General features: G+C 65.7%; 16 protein-coding genes. 7 read left to right on the top strand and 9 right to left on the bottom strand.

The genetic code is table 11. The features are described 5' to 3' along the window. Window positions 1-28 precede the first annotated feature (28 nt). The gene (gene mutL, locus E1J61_RS00540) at window positions 29-2,029 is read right to left on the bottom strand and encodes a DNA mismatch repair endonuclease MutL (protein WP_133092243.1); all 2,001 of its coding nucleotides are present in this window, start codon (window positions 2,027-2,029) and stop codon (window positions 29-31) included. Window positions 2,030-2,191: 162 nt separating this feature from the next. Here mutL and E1J61_RS00535 point away from each other — a divergent pair, with 162 nt between their 5' ends. Continuing rightward, entirely contained in the window at window positions 2,192-2,845 is a 654-nt protein-coding gene (locus E1J61_RS00535; protein ID WP_133092380.1) for a VTT domain-containing protein, read from the top strand. A gap of 28 nt (window positions 2,846-2,873) precedes the next feature. Here the strand turns inward: E1J61_RS00535 and E1J61_RS00530 are convergent, their stop codons facing one another. Together E1J61_RS00530 and murJ are read right to left on the bottom strand one after the other, a co-directional pair. Continuing rightward, window positions 2,874-3,722, bottom strand: coding sequence for a SirB1 family protein (locus E1J61_RS00530; RefSeq protein WP_133092242.1), 849 nt, complete (start codon window positions 3,720-3,722; stop codon window positions 2,874-2,876). Between the two features lie 52 nt (window positions 3,723-3,774). Next, the gene (gene murJ, locus E1J61_RS00525; protein WP_133092241.1) at window positions 3,775-5,325 is read right to left on the bottom strand and encodes a murein biosynthesis integral membrane protein MurJ; all 1,551 of its coding nucleotides are present in this window, start codon (window positions 5,323-5,325) and stop codon (window positions 3,775-3,777) included. Between the two features lie 351 nt (window positions 5,326-5,676). Between murJ and rpsT the strand changes: the two genes are divergently transcribed. Further along, window positions 5,677-5,946, top strand: a complete 270-nt coding sequence (gene rpsT, locus E1J61_RS00520; protein WP_063240209.1) for a 30S ribosomal protein S20 — start codon at window positions 5,677-5,679, stop codon at window positions 5,944-5,946. Window positions 5,947-6,071: 125 nt separating this feature from the next. On the opposite strand, the gene E1J61_RS00515 is transcribed toward rpsT, so the two are convergent. Continuing rightward, the gene (locus E1J61_RS00515; protein WP_063240208.1) at window positions 6,072-6,371 is read right to left on the bottom strand and encodes a DUF3579 domain-containing protein; all 300 of its coding nucleotides are present in this window, start codon (window positions 6,369-6,371) and stop codon (window positions 6,072-6,074) included. 428 nt (window positions 6,372-6,799) lie between these two features. On the opposite strand from E1J61_RS00515, the gene argF reads away from it, so the two are divergent. Both argF and E1J61_RS00505 read left to right on the top strand, forming a co-directional pair. Then, window positions 6,800-7,723 (top strand): ornithine carbamoyltransferase, encoded by a 924-nt coding sequence (gene argF / locus E1J61_RS00510; RefSeq protein ID WP_133092240.1) that lies wholly within the window; start codon window positions 6,800-6,802, stop codon window positions 7,721-7,723. A gap of 79 nt (window positions 7,724-7,802) precedes the next feature. After that, a complete protein-coding gene (locus E1J61_RS00505; RefSeq protein WP_133092239.1) occupies window positions 7,803-8,114 on the top strand; it encodes a pyrimidine/purine nucleoside phosphorylase in 312 nt (103 codons plus the stop codon). Between the two features lie 27 nt (window positions 8,115-8,141). On the opposite strand, the gene murB is transcribed toward E1J61_RS00505, so the two are convergent. Further along, complete coding sequence (gene murB / locus E1J61_RS00500) at window positions 8,142-9,152, bottom strand: UDP-N-acetylmuramate dehydrogenase (RefSeq protein WP_133092238.1); 1,011 nt, start codon at window positions 9,150-9,152, stop codon at window positions 8,142-8,144. Window positions 9,153-9,283: 131 nt separating this feature from the next. On the opposite strand from murB, the gene E1J61_RS00495 reads away from it, so the two are divergent. After that, on the top strand, window positions 9,284-9,769 hold the full coding sequence (locus E1J61_RS00495) for a YajQ family cyclic di-GMP-binding protein (protein WP_063240205.1): 486 nt from the start codon (window positions 9,284-9,286) through the stop codon (window positions 9,767-9,769). A gap of 55 nt (window positions 9,770-9,824) precedes the next feature. On the opposite strand, the gene E1J61_RS00490 is transcribed toward E1J61_RS00495, so the two are convergent. From E1J61_RS00490 to E1J61_RS00480, 3 genes are all read right to left on the bottom strand, one after another. Then, on the bottom strand, window positions 9,825-10,286 hold the full coding sequence (locus tag E1J61_RS00490; RefSeq protein ID WP_133092237.1) for a DUF192 domain-containing protein: 462 nt from the start codon (window positions 10,284-10,286) through the stop codon (window positions 9,825-9,827). A 145-nt stretch (window positions 10,287-10,431) separates the two neighbouring features. After that, window positions 10,432-10,623, bottom strand: a complete 192-nt coding sequence (locus E1J61_RS00485; protein ID WP_133092236.1) for a hypothetical protein — start codon at window positions 10,621-10,623, stop codon at window positions 10,432-10,434. A 104-nt stretch (window positions 10,624-10,727) separates the two neighbouring features. Continuing rightward, window positions 10,728-11,369, bottom strand: coding sequence for a pseudouridine synthase (locus tag E1J61_RS00480; protein WP_133092235.1), 642 nt, complete (start codon window positions 11,367-11,369; stop codon window positions 10,728-10,730). Window positions 11,370-11,607: 238 nt separating this feature from the next. Between E1J61_RS00480 and icd the strand changes: the two genes are divergently transcribed. Both icd and E1J61_RS00470 read left to right on the top strand, forming a co-directional pair. Continuing rightward, on the top strand, window positions 11,608-12,858 hold the full coding sequence (icd, locus tag E1J61_RS00475; RefSeq protein WP_133092234.1) for an NADP-dependent isocitrate dehydrogenase: 1,251 nt from the start codon (window positions 11,608-11,610) through the stop codon (window positions 12,856-12,858). Between the two features lie 149 nt (window positions 12,859-13,007). Next, window positions 13,008-13,469 carry a VOC family protein gene (locus E1J61_RS00470; RefSeq protein ID WP_133092233.1) on the top strand — a complete coding sequence of 154 codons (462 nt, stop codon included), beginning with the start codon at window positions 13,008-13,010 and terminating at the stop codon, window positions 13,467-13,469. A 222-nt stretch (window positions 13,470-13,691) separates the two neighbouring features. Here E1J61_RS00470 and E1J61_RS00465 read toward each other — a convergent pair whose 3' ends face one another. Further along, window positions 13,692-13,898: a cold-shock protein gene (locus E1J61_RS00465; RefSeq protein WP_010814999.1), complete on the bottom strand. Its 207-nt coding sequence runs from the start codon at window positions 13,896-13,898 to the stop codon at window positions 13,692-13,694. Between the last annotated feature and the right edge of the window lie 284 nt (window positions 13,899-14,182).

The raw sequence follows: 14,182 nt of genomic DNA, 5'->3' as shown, positions 1-14,182 counted from the left end.
CGGCAGAGTCGTAAAGAGACGGTGGCGCTTACTGGCCGCGCAGGAACAGGCGGTCCAGCTCGGTCACGGTCAGTTGCACCCAGGTCGGGCGGCCGTGGTTGCACTGGTCGGCGCGCTCGGTCTGCTCCATCTGGCGCAGCAGCGCGTTCATTTCCTCGACGGTGAGCTTGCGGTTGGCGCGCACCGCGCTGTGGCAGGCCAGCGTGGCCAGCAGCTCGTTGCGGCGCTCGGCCAGCACGCGCGAGCCGCCGTAGGCGTGCAGGTCGCGCAGCACGTCGCGCGCCAGCGCTTCGGCGTCGGCCTGTTGCAGCAGCGCGGGCACCGCGCGCACCGCCAGCGTGGTCGGCGATACCGGCGTGATGTCGAAGCCGAGCAGCGCCAGCGTTTCCTGGTGCTCCTCTGCCGAGCCGATTTCCACCGGGCTGGCGGGCAGCGTGACCGGGATCAGCAGCGGCTGCACGGCCAGGTCGCGCGTATCCAGGCCGGCCTTGATCTGCTCGTACAGGATGCGTTCGTGCGCGGCGTGCATGTCCACCAGCACCAGTCCGCGCGCATTCTGCGCCAGCACATAGATGCCGTGCAGCTGGGCGATGGCATAGCCGAGGGGGTGGTCGTCGGTGGTGTCTGCCGCGTCGGCGGAGGCCGGCGGCAGGCGGTCGAGCAGGCCTGGCGGCTCGTCGGCGCGCGCGGCCTGCGCATCGGCCAGCCAGGCGGGCGGCTGCGCCGAAGCGCCGGGAAAATTGCCACCTGGAGCGCCATACGGTCGCGGCGTCGGCGCGGTCGCGTCGCGCACCATGCCGAGGTAGGCCTGGCGCGGCTGCGCAATGCCGAGCTCGGTCTGCCGCGCCGCGGAGTAGTTGACCCACTGGCTGCCACCACCGCCGCTGCCGCCGCCAAATGACGGTCGGGCGCCCGCAGGCGCCGCAGCCGGCAGCCGGATCTCGCCGTCCTCATCGGTATGCAGGCTGTCGCCGTTCTCGCCGGCCTGGCGTGCCAGGCTGCGCTGCACCGCGTGATAGATGAACTGGTGCACCGCGCGCGATTCGCGGAAGCGCACTTCGATCTTGGAAGGGTGCACGTTGACGTCGACCATCTCCGGCGGCAGGTCCAGGCACAGCACGTACGACGGGAAACGGTCGCCGTGCAGCACGTCCTGGTAGGCGCTGCGCACCGCGTGGTTGAGCAGCTTGTCGCGCACGAAGCGGCCGTTGACGAAGAAGTACTGCTGGTCGGGCCGCCCCCGCGACGCGGTGGGCAGGCCGGCAAAGCCGTACACGTGCAGCGTGTCGGCCTGTTCGTCCAGCGGCAACCGCGCCCGCGCGAAGTCGGCGCCCAGTACCTGCGCGGTGCGGTTGGCGACGTCGCCGGCGTTCCAGTGCTCCAGCGGCTTGCCGTTGTGGTGGACCGAGATGGCCACGTCCGGCCGTGCCAGCGCCACCCGGCGCACCATCTCCAGGCAATGCCCGAGTTCGGTCTGCTCCGATTTCAGGAACTTTCGGCGCGCCGGCGTGTTGAAGTAGAGATGCTGCACGTCGACCGTGGTGCCGACTCCGCCAGACGCCGGCTGCACGGTGCCGGTATCGGCACTGACCTGCGTGGCATGGGCGTCGGCAGCGGTGCGGCTGGTCAGCGCAAGCTGGGAGACGGAAGCGATCGAGGCCAGCGCCTCGCCGCGGAAGCCCAGCGTCAGTACCGATTCCAGTTCGTCGAGCGACGCAATCTTGCTGGTGGCGTGGCGCATCAGCGCCACCGGCAGCTCGGCGGCGGGGATGCCGCAGCCGTTGTCGGTGATGACGATGCGCCGCACGCCGCCTTCTTCCAGCCGGATGCCCAGCTGCGTGGCACCGGCGTCCAGCGCGTTTTCCAGCAGCTCCTTGACCACCGACGCCGGGCGCTCCACCACTTCGCCGGCGGCGATCTGGCTGATGAGCTGGTCCGGCAGCGGACGGATCGGACGCGGCAGCTGGGAGGTGCGAAGGGTGGCGCGAAGGGTGGTGCGAACGGGGCTCTGGCTGGCGGAATCGGGCATCCGGCGATTATACGTGGCCGTCCACGCAGAGTCGGCGCCACCGGCCCGCGACAAGTGGCGGAAGGGCACGCCGGCTCTTGTATGATTCATGCCAGGGCGGCACGCGCCGCGTGGACTTGTGCAGTCAACCAAACCATATCGGGGAACGACTTGGAATTCGCTTTGCAGCTCATCGACATGCTGGTCCATGTCGACAAATACCTCGGCACCGTCATCGACCAGTATGGCCACTGGGTCTATGCCATCCTGTTCCTGATCGTGTTCGCCGAAACCGGGCTGGTGGTCCTGCCGTTCCTGCCGGGCGACTCGCTACTGTTTATCGCCGGCGCCTTCTGCGCTACCGGCGCCATGAACGAATGGGCGCTGGTGGGCCTGCTGCTGGTGGCGGCCGTCACTGGCAATACCGTCAACTACTGGGTGGGCAGCTGGATCGGGCCGAAGGTGTTCGACCACCAGTGGCGCTTCCTGGACCAGGATGCGCTGCGCCGCACCCATGATTTCTACGAGCGGCATGGCGGCAAGACCCTGGTGATGGCGCGTTTCGTGCCGATCGTGCGCACCTTTGCGCCGTTCGTCGCCGGCGTGTCGCAGATGACCTTCGCGCGCTTCCAGATGTTCAACGTGCTGGGCGCGCTTGCCTGGGTGGTCGGGCTGGTCTTTGCCGGTTACTTCTTCGGCAACCTGCCATTCATCAAGCAGTACCTGAACCTGATCGTGCTGGCGGGGATCGGCGCGGCGGTGGTGCCACTGGTGCTGGGCGGACTGTGGAAGCTGGTGCGCGGCAATCGCCGCCGGCCCTCGCGCGTGGAGCGCTGAAGCGCCTGTAATATCTGACGCAGCCCCGTCAGTTGAGGCTGCGGCTCATCATGCGCAGTGCCGGCATGCGCTCGCGGATCTGGCCGATATCGGCGGCATCGGGGCGTGCCTGCACATAGGCTTCCAGGTCGGCCAGCGCCGGCCGGAAGCACTCCAGGTTGGCATACGCCAGCCCGCGGTCGCGCACTTCCTCGATCGAACCCGGCAGCAGGATCACCAGGCGGTTCTGCACCGCCAGCAGCCGCTGCCAGCGTGACTCCTGAAGGTAGATCGCCTTCAGGTTGCGCAGCATGCGCGCGACGATCTCGCGATGGCTGGCCGCGCGCAGGAACAGTCCCAGCGGCACCTGCCCGGAATCGGTGATGCCTTCGCGCTCCAGGTACGGATCCAGCATTTCCTGCAACTGCTCCTTCGAGAGCGTTTCGCCGGTCAGCGGGTCCAGGATCACCTCGCCCGCCGGGATGGTCATGCGCAACAGGAAATGGTTGGGGAACGACACCCCCTTGAGGGGCAGGCCGATCTGTTGGCCCAGTTCCATGAACAGCACCGCCAGCGAGATGGGGATGCCGCGCCGCTGCCGCACCACCACGTTCAGGTACGAGTTGTCCGGATCGTAGTAGTCGTTGGCGTTCGGGCCAAAGCCAAGGTCGCGATAGAAGAAATGATTCAGCAGCCGCAGCCGCTGGATTGCCGGCGTGCCTTCGGCGATCCGGCGCTTCAGGCGCAGCGCCAGCACGTCCAGTGCGGCCAGCTCGGCCTGCAGGTCCAGGTCCGGATAGGCATCCTGCGCGATGGACAGTGCGGTCTCGGTCAGCGGGATGCCGTTTTCGTCAGCCACGAGGCTGGCGAAGTAATCCAGGACTTTGGTGGATGTCATATCGGATTCCCGGTGCGGCCAGGGGCGCCGCGCGCAGCGTGGGTCACCACGCCTAGGCGGCGCGCCGCTTGAAGGCGGAATAGCGCAGTCCCATGAGCCACAGTGTACCGAAGTAGACCACCGCTGCAAGTACCAGGCACGACGCGAGCAGCGCGATGCGCAGCAGCGGCGTGGCGCCCAGGCCGATCCAGTCGAAATTGCGCGCGAACCAGAGCAGCATGCCCGACAACAGCAACACCGAGGTGCCCAGCCGCGCCAGGAACAGCCACCAGCCCGGCGCCGGCTTGTACAGGCCGCGCCGGCGCAGGCCGAAGAACAGCAGCAGCGCATTGATGGTGGCGCCGGCACTGATCGACAGCGCCAGGCCCGCATGCCCGAGCCACGGCACGAACACGACGTTGCATGCCTGCGTGATGACCAGCACCAGCAGCGCGATCTTGACCGGCGTGCGGATGTCCTGGCGCGCATAGAAGCCGGGGGCCAGGATCTTGATGGCGATCAGCCCCAGCAGGCCGGTGCCGTACGACACCAGCGCCTGGCGCGTCATCTCGACGGCGTGGGCGTCGAACTTGCCGTAGTGGAACAGCACCGCGGTCAGCGGTGCGCCGAACACGAACAGCCCCACCGCGCAGGGCACCGCCAGCAGGAAGGTCAGCCGCAGGCCCCAGTCGAGCAGGCCGGAGTACTCCGCATGGTCTTCCTTGGCGCTCGCCTTCGACAGGCTCGGCAGCAGGATCGTGCCGAGCGCCACGCCCAGCAGCGCGGTCGGAAATTCCATCAGCCGGTCGGCATAGGTCAGGTACGAGACGCTGCCCGCGGCCAGGTGCGAGGCGATGTTGGTATTGATGATCAGGCTGATTTGCGCCACCGACACCGCCAGCAGCGCCGGCCCCATCTGGCGCAGGATGCGGCGCACGCCGGGATCGGACCAGGCGGTGCGCACATTGAAGCCCAGGCGCGGCATCACGCCCAGGCGGCGCAGCGCCGGCACCTGGATCGCCAGCTGCAGCACGCCGCCGACCAGCACGCCCCACGCCTGCGCATAGATCGGCTGGTCCATGTGCGGGCCGACGAACAGGGCGGCCACGATCAGGCACAGGTTCAGCAGTACCGGCGTAAACGCCGGCACGGCAAACTTGCGCCATGTGTTCAGGATGCCCGAGGCCAGCGCCACCAGCGAGATCAGGCCGATGTACGGGAACATCACCCGCGTCATGAAGACAGCGGCGGTATAAGTCTCGCTCTGCCCGCGGAAGCCGGTCGCCACCGCCGTCATCACCAGCGGCGCGCCGATCACGCCCAGCAGCGACACGCCCATCAGCACCCAGGTCATTACCGTGGCGACGGCGTCGATCAGCGCCTTGGTCTGCTCCTCGCCACGCTTGCTGTGGTATTCGCCGAGGATGGGCACAAACGCCTGCGAGAACGCGCCCTCGCCGAAGATGCGGCGCAGCAGGTTGGGGATGCGGAAGGCGACGTTGAACGCATCGGTCATCTCCGACGCGCCGAACGCGCGGGCGATCAGGATCTCGCGCACGAGGCCGGTGATGCGCGACAGCATCGTCAGGCTGCTGATGGTGGCGAGCGCTTTGAGCAGGTTCAAGGTGTGGATCGGAGCGGGACGGTGGATCGGTGCGGGCGCGGGCCGCGGGGCGGCGTGTGCCGGACGTGGCGCCCGGGACGCCTTTCAGACGTGGGCAACGCGGTAAAGTTGCCGGCTCGCCACGCGCACCGGCGCGATGTGGCGCATATTATACGGATCGCCTGTGACAGGCCCCGCACGCGTCGGCAAAGTCCCAGCAGTCTTGCGCCGTGTGTCGGCATCTGTGTATAATTGCCGATTCACAAGGACAGTTGCGTTCCGGATTCGTGTGTCAGTGCATCCCGGGTCGCTCGATATGACTTAATTGTTGTGTCCCCCGCGGCACGCATCTGAATTCAGGATATTTTCGAAATGGCAAATTCCGCACAAGCTCGCAAGCGCGCCCGCCAGGCCGTCGCCCAGAACGCTCACAACTCCAGCCTGCGCTCGCGTCTGCGCACCGCCGTCAAGGCCGTCCGCAAGGCCATCGACGCCGGCGACAAGGCTGCTGCCGCTGAAGTGTTCAAGAACTCGCAAGCTGTGATCGACAGCATTGCCGACAAGAAGATCGTGCACAAGAACAAGGCTGCACGTCACAAGTCGCGCCTGTCGGCCGCCATCAAGGCCATGGCTGCTGCCTGATTGTTGTGTGGGTCGCCCCGGCGGCCCGGCAGCGGCGGAACTTCGGTTCCGCCAGACAAAAAAGCTCGTCATCCGACGAGCTTTTTGCTTTTGCGGCGCCTGTAGTTTGGCGACCTACCGCGATGTCATTCCAGCGAGCAGGCCTCGACCAGTTGCAGGTTGTTGTCGCGCGCAAAGTTCAGCACGAAATCCAGCGCCTTCGGTTCGATATCGCGCAGCCGCACATCCACCACCACGCATTTAACGTTGCCGGCGAAGATGGGGCGCACGTAGGGGGAATAGGTCAGCCGGGGATCGCCGGTGTCGCCTTCGGGGCGGAACTGCGCCATCACGCCGCACAGCCGCTCGGCCCAGTCGCTCGGGCGGAAGGTCTTGCCTTCCTTGGTAATGCCTTGGATAAAGTATTCGCGAACGTTGGGGTTCATGAGGCTGGACACTGCGGGTGAGGCGACGACTCGACGGTTAAACCCGCGGAAACGTGCGCCCGTTTGACGCGGCTGGTGCGCGTTTGGTTCGCGCTTTTTCCGGCCGGGAAGGCGGGGCGTCGGTGTCTGCGGGGGCACTTTTGATGCCGGCGGCGCGCAGCGGCAAGGGTATGCCGGGGCCCCGCGTGAATCAGCGAGTATTATATCTTATATAAGACTTGCGCATAAGGGCGGAATCCTGTCGGGAACCTGTCAACGCGCTCGGCGCGGCGCCCGTCACGGGTTGTCCCGGGCTGGGCAAAGCAGAAATAATCCCTTATGATTCCTGCAGTTAAATTGCGTATGCGACGCGAAAGGCGGCTCCGCGGCGCGCACAGGTCATGGCACTTCATGACGGCGCGTCCCCACCGAGCCGCCTTCTTTGTTTTATGAGCCCAACCCCGATCAAGCATTACCTCCAGTTCAGCGACTTCACTCCCGACGAGTACGAGTACCTGCTGGACCGCGCGCGGATCCTGAAGGCCAAGTTCAAGAACTACGAGACCTGGCACCCGCTGCACGACCGCACGCTGGCCATGATCTTCGAGAAGAATTCCACGCGTACGCGCCTGTCGTTCGAAGCCGGCATCCACCAGCTCGGCGGCCATGCGGTGTTCCTGAACACCCGCGATTCGCAGCTGGGCCGCGGCGAGCCGATCGAGGATGCGGCGCAGGTGATCTCGCGCATGGTCGACATCATCATGATCCGCACCTTCGGCCAGGACATCATCGACCGCTTTGCCGCGCACTCGCGCGTGCCGGTGATCAACGGGCTGACCAACGAATACCACCCGTGCCAGGTGCTGGCCGATATCTTCACCTACATCGAGCAGCGCGGCAGCATCCGCGGCAAGACGGTGGCGTGGATCGGCGATGCCAACAACATGGCCTATACCTGGATCCAAGCTGCCGAGCGGCTGGGCTTCAATTTCCATTTCTCGGCGCCGCCGGGATACCAGCTCGATCCCGCCATGGTGCCGGCGACCGCCGCCAGCCTGGTCAAGGTCTTCGAGGATCCCCTCGCCGCCTGCCAGGGCGCCAGTTTGGTCACCACCGACGTTTGGACCAGCATGGGCTTCGAGGCCGAGAACGAAGCCCGCAAGCGCGCCTTCAAGGACTGGATGGTCACCACCGCGATGATGGACCGCGCCGAGCCCGACGCGCTGTTCATGCACTGCCTGCCGGCGCACCGCGGCGAGGAAGTCGAGGCCGCCGTGATCGACGGTCCCAAGAGCGTGGTCTGGGACGAGGCGGAAAACCGCCTGCACGTGCAGAAGGCGCTGATGGAATACCTGCTCTGCGGCCGCTACTGAGCGCGCGCGGAGTGAACAGGGGAGGGGCCGCGATGGCCCCTCTTTTTACGTCTGATTCAAGACAGTGAAGGAGATGGAAGTGAGCCAGTTCGACAACGTATCGGTCGTCAAGAAAGCCAACCTGTATTTCGACGGCAAGTGCGTGAGCCACACCGTGCTGTTCCCGGACGGTACCCGCAAGACGCTGGGCGTGATTTTCCCGGCTTCGCTGACGTTCAACACCGGCGCGCCGGAAATCATGGAAATCAACGGCGGCAGCTGCCGCGTGCGCCTGGCCGGCGCGGAAGACTGGCAGACCTACGGCGCTGGCCAGCAGTTCGACGTGCCGGGCAACAGCAGCTTCGACATCGAGGTGCTGGAGACGCTGGACTACGTCTGCCACTTCGGGTGATCGCCGGGCCAGCAGGCGCTACAGGCGCTACAGCACTACCGGCTCGGGCTCGATCCGCACGCCGAAGCGCGCTTCGACGGTATCCGCGATGCGGTTGGCCAGCGCCAGGAGCATCGCGCCGGTTCCGCCGCCGCGGTGCACCAGCACCAGTGCCTGCTTGCCATAGACACCCACCGGGCCGTCGCTGACGCCCTTGAACCCGCAGCGGTCGATCAGCCAGCCCGCGGCGAGCTTGTAGCTGCCGTCCGGCTGGGGATAGCTCACCAGGTCGGGATTGGCCTGCAGCAGCGTATCGCGCTGCGCGGCGCTGACCAGCGGGTTCTTGAAAAAGCTGCCGGCGTTGCCGATCTGCGCGGGGTCGGGCAGCTTGCGCGTGCGGATCGCCACCACCGCGTCGCGGACCGTGGCGGCGTCCGGCGCGAGATTGCCGGACAGCTCGCGCGCCAGTTCGCCGTAAGACAGGACCGGTTGCCATGCCTTGGGCAAGCGCAGCGTCACCGCGGTAATGATGTAGCGGCCCGCGCCGGCCTGCTTGAACAGGCTGTCGCGGTAGCCGAACCCGCATGCGCGTAAATCAAGCCAGACGAACAAGTCGGCATGGCGGTCATAGGCGCGCACGCCTTCGAAGCGGTCACGCAGTTCCACCCCATAGGCGCCGATATTCTGGATCGGCGCGGCGCCCGCGGTGCCGGGAATCAGCGCCAGGTTCTCGAGGCCCGGCTTGCCGTCGGCAATGGTGCGGTCGACCAGCGCATTCCAGTTCTCGCCCGCGCCCGCGGTGACCAGCCAGGCGTCATCGGCATCCTCGACCTGGTAGCCCGGGATCTCCATCAGCAGCACCAGCGCGTCGAGGTCGCGCGTCAGCACCACGTTGCTGCCGCCGCCCAGCACTACCAGCGGCAGGCCATTGGCGCGCGGGTCCGCGAGTGCCTCGGTCAGGTCGGCTTCGCTGCGCACATGCACGGCGAAGCGCGCGCACGCATCGAATCCGAATGTATTGTGGCGGCGCAGGGGATAAAATTCGTGGAAATCTGCCATGCAAGGGGATAGGTGACGCGGCCGCCGCTGGTGGTAAGCGTTGCGGCCCCTGGCTGCGAGGTAGGCCTGAATTATACGGAAGGCGTCGCCAACGGCCGCCTTCCGGGCATATGGATCACAAGGAGAATGCAATGCCGTCGTTTGACGTAGTGTGCGAAGCGAACATGGTCGAGGTGAAGAACGCCGTCGAGCAATCCAACAAGGAAATCTCGACCCGCTTCGATTTCAAGGGCTCGGACGCCCGGGTCGAGCAGAAGGAAAACGAACTGACCGCCTTTGCCGACGACGATTTCAAGCTGGACCAGGTGAAGGATGTGCTGATCAACAAGATGGCCAAGCGCAATGTCGACGTGCGCTTCCTGGACTACGGCAAGACCGACAAGATCAGCGGCGACAAGGTCAAGCAGGTCATCACCATCAAGAAGGGGGTGACGGGCGACCTGGCCAAGAAGATCGTGCGCATGATCAAGGACAGCAAGATCAAGGTGCAGGCCAGCATCCAGGGCGATGCGGTGCGCGTCTCGGGAACCAAGCGCGACGACCTGCAGAACGTGATCGCCATGCTGCGCAAGGACGTCTCGGAAGCGCCGCTGGACTTCAACAACTTCCGCGACTAAGCCGGATTCTCCCGGTGCCGGCGTCCATGCCGGCACCGAATGCCGCCGCGGCGCGTCAGCGCGCCTGCGGCAGCCCGCCGATCTTCGCGCCGGCGCGAATGCCCTTCTGCGTGAACCAGCCCTGGTTCATTTCCAGCGCATAGCGGATCGCCGTCTTCGGGCAGTGGTTGCTCTCGGTACGCGGTGCCATGTCCTCGATATTGACGATGGTCCCGTCGTCGGCAAGAAAAGCGATCGACAGCGGCAGCTCGGTATTGCGCATCCAGAAGCAATGACCGGCCTTTTGCTCGAACACGAACAGCATGCCGCTGTTGACCGGCATGCTCTTGCGGTACATCAGCCCCTGTTCGCGCGCCGCCGGCGTGGCGGCAACCTCGGCGTGGATCGCGTACATGCCCGCGGTCAACGGCACTACCGGCAGCGCGGCTTGCGCCTGGGCCTGGCCGGCGGCGAGCACGGCGAGCGCCGCGGCAATCTGGAAGCAGCATGACAACGGCGTCTTGAGCAGGAAGGACATGGTGTTCGGTCTGGAAGGGCGCGGACGGCAGCCGCAAGCATAGCGCAGGTGCCGCGCCGATGGATGGCGGCGGCCAAAACGAAAAAGGCAGGCGCCTGGTGGCAGCCTGCCTCTTTCTTCGCCGGCGGGTGGCCGGCACGGCGGCTTACTGCGCGGCCGGGGCCGAAGCCGTGGCGGCCTTCTTGTGGGTGGTCTTCTTGTGGCTGGTCTTCTTCTTTGCGGGCTTCGGGGCTTCCTTGGTGGCCGCGGGCGCTGCAGCGTCGGCAGGAGCCGAAGCCTGGGCGAAGGCGCCGGTGGCGAACAGGCCGACAACCAGAGCAGCGATCAGTTTTTTCATGGCGATTACCTCGAAGGATAAGAACAGTCGGAAGTTGTGACGCGTGATTGGACGTGTCACCGACAAGAACGAGGCGTCCGGACGGCGCGTTGACGCGCCATTTGTTAGCTTTTGTAACGAGAACGCCGCTTGGCGTCGTTCGCCTGTCTGGTCTTTGAGACATGGGTGGCCGGCGCGCGTGTCGCCGTCAAGCCCAGTACATCGGGCTCGACCTCGCACGATTCCCCAGGGGCGAGACCGAGCGTGCGCAGGTCGAGCGGCCCGATGCCCACGCGGACCAGCCGCAGCGTGGGGAAGCCGACGGCAGCGGTCATGCGCCGCACCTGCCGGTTCTTGCCTTCGCGAATCTTCAGCTCCAGCCATGACGTCGGGATCGCGGCGCGATAACGCACCGGCGGATGGCGCGGCCAGAGCCAGTCGGGCTCGCCGATCGCACGCGCCCGCGCCGGCTGCGTGACGAAGTCGCCAAGGTCGACTCCGGCGCGCAGCCGCGCCAGCGCGGCCGCATCGGGAATGCCCTCGACCTGGGCGAGGTAAGTCTTTTCCAGCTTGTGGCGCGGATCGGCAATGCGCGCCTGGAGCGCGCCGTCGTCGGTCAGCAGCAGCAAACCTTCACTGTCCGCATCGAGCCGGCCGGCCGGGTACACGCCCGGCACGTCCACGCAAGCGGCCAGCGTGGGGCGCGTGGGATGTTCCGAGAACTGGCTCATGGTGCCGTACGGCTTGTTCAGGGCGATCAGGGTCATGGGGCGCAAGTATGCCCCAGCCGCGCGCCGCGGTTGGCGGATGATGAAAGATTGCTGCATAATACGAAATCAGTCTTGTGTCTTATATAAGACTAAGACTTGCCTGAATGTACGCCAAGGTGGTGCAATGCAGTGCTGGGCGGGCCGCGATGCCCGCTACAATGCCAGCGCCACCTCGCGAATCTCGCCGTCGGCCAAGCCCCGGCGGCCGTCTAAACCGTTCCGTACTGGAGACGTCATGTATCAACACATCAAGGTTCCGGCCGGCGAAAAGATCACGGTCAACCAGGATTTTTCGCTGAATGTCCCGGACAACCCCATCATTCCTTATATCGAAGGCGACGGTACGGGCGTCGATATCACGCCGGTGATGATCAAGGTGGTCGACGCGGCCGTGGCCAAGGCCTACGGCGGCAAGCGCAAGATCTCCTGGATGGAAATCTACGCCGGCGAGAAGTCGACCAAGGTCTACGGCCCGGACGTGTGGCTGCCGGACGAAACCCTGGATGTGCTCAAGGAATACGTGGTCTCGATCAAGGGCCCGCTGACCACGCCCGTGGGCGGCGGCATCCGCTCGCTGAACGTGGCGCTGCGCCAGCAGCTGGACCTGTATGTCTGCCTGCGCCCGGTGCGTTACTTCAAGGGCGTGCCTTCGCCGGTGCGCGAGCCGGAAAAGACCGACATGGTGATCTTCCGCGAGAACTCGGAGGACATCTACGCCGGCATCGAATGGGCCGCGGAAAGCGAGCAGGCGAAGAAACTCATCAAGTTCCTGCAGGACGAGATGGGCGTGAAGAAGATCCGCTTCCCGGCCACCTCGGGCATCGGCGTCAAGCCGGTTTCGCGCGAAGGCACCGAGCGCCTGGTGCGCAAGGCGATCCAGTACGCCATCGACAACGACAAGCCGTCGGTGACGCTGGTGCACAAGGGCAACATCATGAAGTTCACCGAGGGTGGCTTCCGTGACTGGGGCTACGAGTTGGCGCAGAAGGAATTCGGCGCCGAGCTGGTTGATGGCGGCCCGTGGTGCAAGTTCAAGAACCCGAAGACCGGCAAGGACATCGTCGTCAAGGACGCGATTGCCGACGCCTTCCTGCAGCAGATCCTGCTGCGTCCGGCCGAATACTCGGTGATCGCCACGCTGAACCTGAACGGCGACTACGTTTCGGATGCCCTGGCCGCGCAGGTCGGTGGCATCGGCATTGCCCCGGGCGCCAACATGTCCGACTCCGTCGCCATGTTCGAGGCCACCCACGGCACCGCGCCCAAGTACGCCGGCAAGGACTATGTCAACCCGGGCTCGGAAATCCTGTCGGCGGAAATGATGCTGCGCCACATGGGCTGGACCGAGGCCGCGGACCTGATCATCGCGTCGATGGAAAAGTCGATCCTGTCCAAAAAGGTCACGTACGATTTCGCCCGCCTGCTGGAAGGCGCGACCCAGGTTTCGTGCTCGGGCTTTGGCCAGGTGATGATCGAAAATATGTAAGCACAGACTCCCGCTGTAGCGGGCGACCTGCCTTGGAAGAACCCCGCTGCCGTGCCCCGGCTGCGGGGTTTTTTCTTGCGCCGGCCAGCGCCGTTGCCTAGAACTTCAGGGATTGCAACGGACGGGCGGGCTGGCCCGGGGAGACTGCCATGGACGATCCTTTCCGCCGCACCGCCTTCGGCGCGGCCGTCTTTTACAAGGACCCGCTGGCCGCGCTGGACTGGCTCGAGCGCGCCTTCGGCTTCCAGCGGGTGATGGTGATCCGGGACCAGCAGGACCAGCTGGTGCACTCGGAAATGCGCTTCGGCGATAGCTACCTGATGGTCGGCAGCGAGTGGGCTGACTTTACAGCCAGCCCGGCGTCGATCGGCGGCAAGAATACGCAGACGGTGCATGTGCACCTGCGGGATGGAATCGACCAGCACTGCGGGCGGGCCCGTGCCGCGGGCGCGGTGATCGTGCGCGAGCCGCAGGACGAGTTCTATGGCGACCGCTCCTACACTGCCAGGGACCCGGAAGGCCATGTCTGGACCTTCGGCCAGACTGTGCGGCAGGTCACAAAGGAAGAGGCCGAGCAGGCCAGCGGGTTGAAGATCGACGGCTGGGCCTGAGCTGGCCAGCCCCCATGGCCGGCCCGCGCAAAGCAGAAAGCCCGGCACGAGGCCGGGCTTTCCGTCGGATGCGGTGCGTGCAGCTGATATGCGCCACAACCTGCCCGGCTGCCTGAGACAGCGTGGCCGGCACTGGCGCCGATCCCGTCCCGGGGGAGCTCCCCCCGCACCCTCGTAGACCGCTCCACGGCTCTGCCGGCCGGGATACGGTCGCGGCGCAGCTTAGCTGGCGTCCTGGATATTGGTGGCTTGCTTGCCCTTGGGGCCCTGGACCACCTCGAACGAGACGCGTTGACCTTCCTTCAGCGTCTTGAAGCCCGACATCTGGATAGCCGAAAAGTGCGCAAACAGTTCTTCTTCGCCCTCGTCCGGCTTGATAAACCCGAAGCCCTTGGCGTCATTGAACCATTTGACGATACCGCTTGCCATATACTCCCCCAACGAAATAGCAGATTTCAAAGCGGGGAAGCCGATGCCGGCCGGATGGCTCGGACTGCGGCGCACGCACTGCGACGCCATGACCGGCCGCGTCCCGAGGTGCGGCCGGCGATGACGCGCGGCGAGGTGCAATCGCGTGGCGGCCAGTCTGGATGCTGACTCGCCGCCGCCAGGCCGTGGGCCTCCCTGCTCACGGATCACCCGCTCATTGGCCTTTTGCTTTGGCTCGCGGCTTCAGGCGGGTGTGCGAACGATTCTTCTGTCAAACATACATA

The sequence above is a fragment of the Cupriavidus sp. L7L genome, assembly GCF_004353535.1.
GTDB classification, from domain to species: Bacteria; Pseudomonadota; Gammaproteobacteria; order Burkholderiales; family Burkholderiaceae; genus Cupriavidus; species Cupriavidus oxalaticus_A.
Note: the sequence above shows the minus strand (reverse complement) of the source record. Positions and strands in the feature narration are given on the sequence as shown.